Below are 5,114 nucleotides of genomic sequence, written 5' to 3'. Positions count from 1 at the left end.
AGCAGCCACGTGGCCGGCAGCAGGCGCCGCGGGGGAAGGGCCGGTCAACTCGGGGACGGTGACGGGTCGGCGACGCCGCCGGCCCGGGCCGCGCCCACCATGCCGCGGGCGAAGTACAGGTGTCGTGCCACCACGTCGTCTCTCGTCAGCGGGCCGTCGGGGCGGTACCAGGAGGAGATCGACACGCACAGCGACGAGATCGCGCGGGCCGCGTCCTCGGGGTGCTCACAGGCGAAGTCCCCCGAGTCGACGCCGGCCCGGATGGCCTCCTCGAGCATCGCCTGCTGGGAGTCGCGCTGGGCGATGTGGTGGGCGCGGACGCCCGGGTCCATGCTCCGCATCTCCGTGGAGGCCACGAACGCCTGGTCCCGCCTGGCCATGTGGAAGCGGGCGAGGCACTCCACGAGGTTCTCGAAGCGGGCGACCGGGTGGTTCCCGGCGTCCTCCACGGCCGCGCCGGTGTGCTCGAGCATCTCCGCCATCGCCGTGTCCACCACGGCCGCGAGGATCGCCTGTTTCGAGCGATAGTGGTGGTAGAGGCCCGGAACGGACAGTCCGGCCTCTTCGGCGATCATCCTGATCGAGGCGCCGTGGTACCCGTGTCGCGCGAAGACGACCAACGCGGCACGTAACGGGGGCGACAGGGTGTCGGGCCCGAATTCTCGCCAGTCGCTCATCGGTGGACTCTCCTCGGTCATCGAAAAACCCTAGCTGTCGATCACTTGACACGTGATGTGGTGTGGGTAACACTACATCGGACCGAGCGATCGCTCGGTCGGGCCGACGGAGCGGAGGGCGATGATGAACGGACCGAACCCGCGCCCGTGGCGGGAGTTGTACCGTCCGGGTCTCGACGAGGGCCTCGCGGGGCGGCGGGCGACGCTGGTCGACGCCTGGCGCGACCGGGTCGCGACGAGTCCGGACCGGACCGCGGTCGCGTACTTCGACACCCTCCTCTCGGCGCGTGAGGTCGACCGCATGTCGGACGCCCTCGGCGCGGCGCTGCAGGATCGAGGGGTGCGGGGCGGCGACCGCGTCGGCATCCACCTGCAGAACATCCCGCAGTACGCGCTGGCGCTGCTCGCCCTGTGGAAGATCGGCGCCGCCGCCGTGGTCCTCAACCCGATGTACTTCGGTCGCGAGCTCCGGTTGCCCGTCGAGGACTCCGGCGCGGTGGGGATCATCGCCACCGACCGGGACGTCGCCGCGATCCGCGAGAGCGTGGAGGGCACCGACGCCCGGTGGATCCTGAGCACCAGCGAGCGGGACCTCCAGACCAGGAACGACCCCCGGGTATTCGGCGGAACGGACCCGGGAGTGCCGTCGGAGGACGGCGATCTCGTGCGGCTCATCTCCGACTTCTCGGGTCGGACCCCGGCTCCCGTCACGGTGTCACCGGACGACCTCGCGCTGCTGACCTACACCTCGGGGACCACCGGTCCCCCGAAGGGTGCGATGAACTCGCACGCGAACGTGGTGGCCGTGGCCCGGAGTTTCGCCGACTTCGTCGGCATCGTGCCGGGAGACGTGGTGTTGGCCATAGCGCCGCTGTTCCACATCACCGGTGCCGTCATCAACGCGACCCTCGGCCTGCTGGGGGACACCGCCTTGGTCTTCGCCGGGCGCTTCCGGCCCGAGGTCGTCCTGGACGCCTTCCGCGAACACCGGGTCACCTACACGATCGGGTCCATCACGGCCTTCAACGCGCTCATGCGTCTGGACGAGGCCGGCCCGGAGCACTTCGGGTCCGTCAAGACGCTCTACAGCGGGGGAGCACCGATCCCGCCGTCGACGGTCGAGCGGTTCCGGGAGCGGTTCGGCCACTACATCCACAACGCCTACGGGATGACCGAGACGACCTCGGGGGTCGTCGCCGTCCCGCCCGGACTCCGCGCCCCCGTGGACGAGGCCAGCGGGACGCTCTCCGTCGGGGTCCCACTCCCGGGGGTCGACGCGAGCGTGGTGGGCGTCGACGATCGACCCGTCCCGCCGGGGCAGCAGGGCGAGCTCGTCCTCAGCGGACCCCAGATCGTGTCCGGGTACTGGCGCAACGCCGCGGCCACCGCCGGGGCGATGCCCGGCGGCCGGCTGCACACCGGTGATGTCGCCGTCATGGACTCCGCCGGCTGGGTCTACCTCGTCGACAGGCTCAAGGACCAGATCAACGCCTCCGGGTACAAGGTCTGGCCCCGCGAGGTCGAGGACGTCCTGTACGAGCACGACGCGGTCTTCGAGGCCGCGGTCGTGGGCCTGCCGGACGAGTACCGCGGCGAGAAGGTGGTCGCGTTCGTCTCCCTCAAGGCGGGCCGCACCGCCACCGGGGAGGAGTTGGTCGCCTTCGCCGCCTCCAGACTCGCCGCCTACAAGAGGCCCGCCGAGGTCCACGTGGTCGGCGAGCTGCCCAAGACCCAGACCGGCAAGATCCGTCGCCGCGAACTCCGCGACGAGCACACCCCCTCCTGATTCCCCAGACCCCTCACCCGACCCGAAGGAGATGACATGGCCGAGGCCAGCATCCGCCCCGACCTCCCCTCGGAGGTCACCCCGACGCAGTCCGCCGAGGGCAACAGGAACGCCAAGAGGTCGCTCGCGGCCAGCACCACCGGGCAGCTGTTCGAGTGGTACGAATGGACCGCTTACGCGGTGTTCGCCCCGTTCATCGCGGCGGCGATGTTCAACAACGAGAACCCGGTCTCGGCCCTGCTGGCGACCTTCGCCGTCTTCGCCGTGGGCTTCCTCGTCCGGCCGCTCGGCGGGATCGTCTTCGGCCGGATCGCCGACGTCAAGGGCCGCAAGTGGGTCCTCATCACCACCATGCTCATGATGGCGGGCGCGAGCCTGCTGATCGGACTGCTGCCGAGCTACGAGACCCTGGGTGTCTTCGCCTCCGTGCTGCTCCTGCTGTGCCGGATCGTCCAGGGCTTCGCGCACGGTGGTGAGTCCGCGACCGCGTACAGCTACGTCGCCGAGATCGCGCCGCCCCACCGTCGCGGGATGTGGGGGAGCCTGGTCTTCGTCGCCATCATGGGCGGCACCGTGATCGCCTACGGCGTGGGCGGCACCATCACCGCCGTGCTGTCCGAGTCCGCCGTCGGCGAGTGGGGCTGGCGCATCCCGTTCCTGCTCGGTGCCGTGTTCGCCCTGTTCGTGCTGTACCTGCGGGCCGGTATGGAGGAGTCCGACGTCTTCGACAAGGCCGCCGAGGCGGCCGCAGCCGACCCGACCTCCCCGGTGGTCACCTTCTCCAGGGGCCGTCTTGCCCGTGCCATCGCGCTGGTCGTGACCATGGTCTCCGGCGTCACCGTCGCCCACTACACCTGGAGCTCGTACGCCTCCACCTTCGCGATCACCCAACGCGACATGGATGCGGGCGCCGCCTTCTGGATGATCTTCGGCAGCCAGCTGGTCGCCCTGTGCACGCTCCCGCTGTGGGGCCTGCTGTCGGACAAGATCGGCCGGCGCCCGGTGATCTTCATCTTCGCTGTCGGCACCATCGTCACCACCCCGTTCCTGATGGGCATGATCGACGACCGACCGTGGACCCTGTTCCTCACCTCGCTGATCGCCATGACCCTGGTCGCCGCCGCCGGTTCCATCCTGTCGTCGTTCATGTCCGAGGCGTTCCCCACCAAGATGCGCACGGCGGGCATCGGTTTCGCCTACTCCCTGTCCGTCGCGGTCTTCGGCGGCAGCGCACCGTACCTCAACGCGCAGTTCATCGAGTGGGACGTGTACTGGATGATCAGCGCCTACATCATCGTGCTCTGCGTCTGCACCATCATCGCGACGGCGATCATGAAGGAGACCCGCGGCAACGACCTGCACACGGTCGGCCACGACTAGTCCGTGCCCGTTCCGGTCATCCGGCCGCCCATCAACCGCGAGGATCACCCCATGACCACTCCACCAGAATCGTCCGCCGGCCCGGCGGTCGACCGACTCCTCCGCCCCGACGTCGTGGGCCCCAAGATCGCCGAGGCCACGGGCGAGGCGGCCTGGACGGACTTCTCCGCCGAGCTGATCGCGGGGGGCAAGTCCAACCTCACGTTCACGCTCCGCTCGGACGCCGGCGAGCTCATCCTGCGTCGGCCGCCCACGGGTGAGCTCCTCCCGAGCGCCCACGACATGGGGCGCGAGGCGCGCATCCAGCTGGGGCTGGCGTCGACGGACGTCCCGGTGGCCGGGATCGTGCTCAACGAGACCACCGGCGAGGACCTCGGTGTCCCGTACTACGTGATGGAGAAGGTCGTCGGTCACGTGATCCGCGACGAACTGCCGCCGGGCTACGCCGAGTCCGACGACGACAAGGCGGCCATGGCGGACGCGCAGATCGACGCGATGGTCGCTCTCCACGCAGTGGATCAGGACGCCGTCGGCCTGGGGGATCTGGGGCGGCCGGAGGGTTATCTGGAGCGCCAGCTACGCCGGTGGCTGGGACAGTCCGAGAAGGCGAGCGCGAGCGTCCGCGCGGACCGCCTCCCCGAGCTGGCCGCGCGACTCGGCCGGGACCTGCCCACCTCGCCGTCGTCGCGGATCATCCACGGTGACTACCGCATGGACAACTGTGTGGTCGACGCCGACGATCCGGGACGGATCAAGGCGATCCTCGACTGGGAACTGTCGACCCTCGGCGATCCGGTGGCCGACCTCGCCCAGACCGTTCTGTACTGGGGCGATCCCGACGGACCCGAGGTCCCGCTCATCCCGAGTCTGACCACGGGCCCCGGGTGGCCCGGTCCGCAGCGGTTGCTGGACAGGTACTGCTCCGCGACCGGCACGGATCCCGCACACATGCCCTGGTACCTGGCGTTCGCGACGTTCAAGTTCGCGGCGATCGCCCAGGGTGTGGCCACCCGCTCCGAGGCCGGGGACATGGCCGGACAGGACTTCGGTGACATCGGCCCGCAGATCCGCGAACTGGTGGAGTACGGCCACTCGATCCTCGATTCCCGGAAAGGCACCCGCTGATGGCTGATCCCGCTTCCGACGCCGGCGTTTCCGGCGCCCCGGCTGCCGACCCCACCGACCGGATCGCTCGCGGGCCGGTCGACCCCCGCACGGGTCCCCAGGCGGCGCTGCCCGTGCTCGACCGCTTCCGCCTGGACGGGCGCGTC

At 70.1% G+C, this 5,114-nt stretch carries 4 protein-coding genes; 3 read left to right on the top strand and 1 reads right to left on the bottom strand.

The genetic code is table 11. The annotated features are described in order from the left end of the window. Nucleotides 1-44: 44 nt before the first annotated feature. Complete coding sequence (locus G6022_RS13210) at nucleotides 45-677, bottom strand: TetR/AcrR family transcriptional regulator (protein ID WP_182610851.1); 633 nt, start codon at nucleotides 675-677, stop codon at nucleotides 45-47. A 124-nt stretch (nucleotides 678-801) separates the two neighbouring features. Between G6022_RS13210 and G6022_RS13205 the strand changes: the two genes are divergently transcribed. Genes G6022_RS13205 through G6022_RS13195 form a run of 3 tightly spaced genes read left to right on the top strand, consistent with a single transcriptional unit; the run spans nucleotide 802 to nucleotide 4,968 of the window. Then, the gene (locus G6022_RS13205; protein WP_182610850.1) at nucleotides 802-2,463 is read left to right on the top strand and encodes an AMP-binding protein; all 1,662 of its coding nucleotides are present in this window, start codon (nucleotides 802-804) and stop codon (nucleotides 2,461-2,463) included. A 36-nt stretch (nucleotides 2,464-2,499) separates the two neighbouring features. Beyond that, nucleotides 2,500-3,843, top strand: coding sequence for an MFS transporter (locus tag G6022_RS13200; protein ID WP_179525669.1), 1,344 nt, complete (start codon nucleotides 2,500-2,502; stop codon nucleotides 3,841-3,843). Nucleotides 3,844-3,894: 51 nt separating this feature from the next. Continuing rightward, a complete protein-coding gene (locus tag G6022_RS13195) occupies nucleotides 3,895-4,968 on the top strand; it encodes a phosphotransferase family protein (protein WP_182638581.1) in 1,074 nt (357 codons plus the stop codon). The last annotated feature ends 146 nt before the right edge of the window (nucleotides 4,969-5,114 follow it).

It is taken from the genome of Dietzia sp. Cai40, assembly GCF_014145165.1.
Classification (GTDB): Bacteria; Actinomycetota; Actinomycetes; order Mycobacteriales; family Mycobacteriaceae; genus Dietzia; species Dietzia natronolimnaea.
Note: the sequence above shows the minus strand (reverse complement) of the source record. Positions and strands in the feature narration are given on the sequence as shown.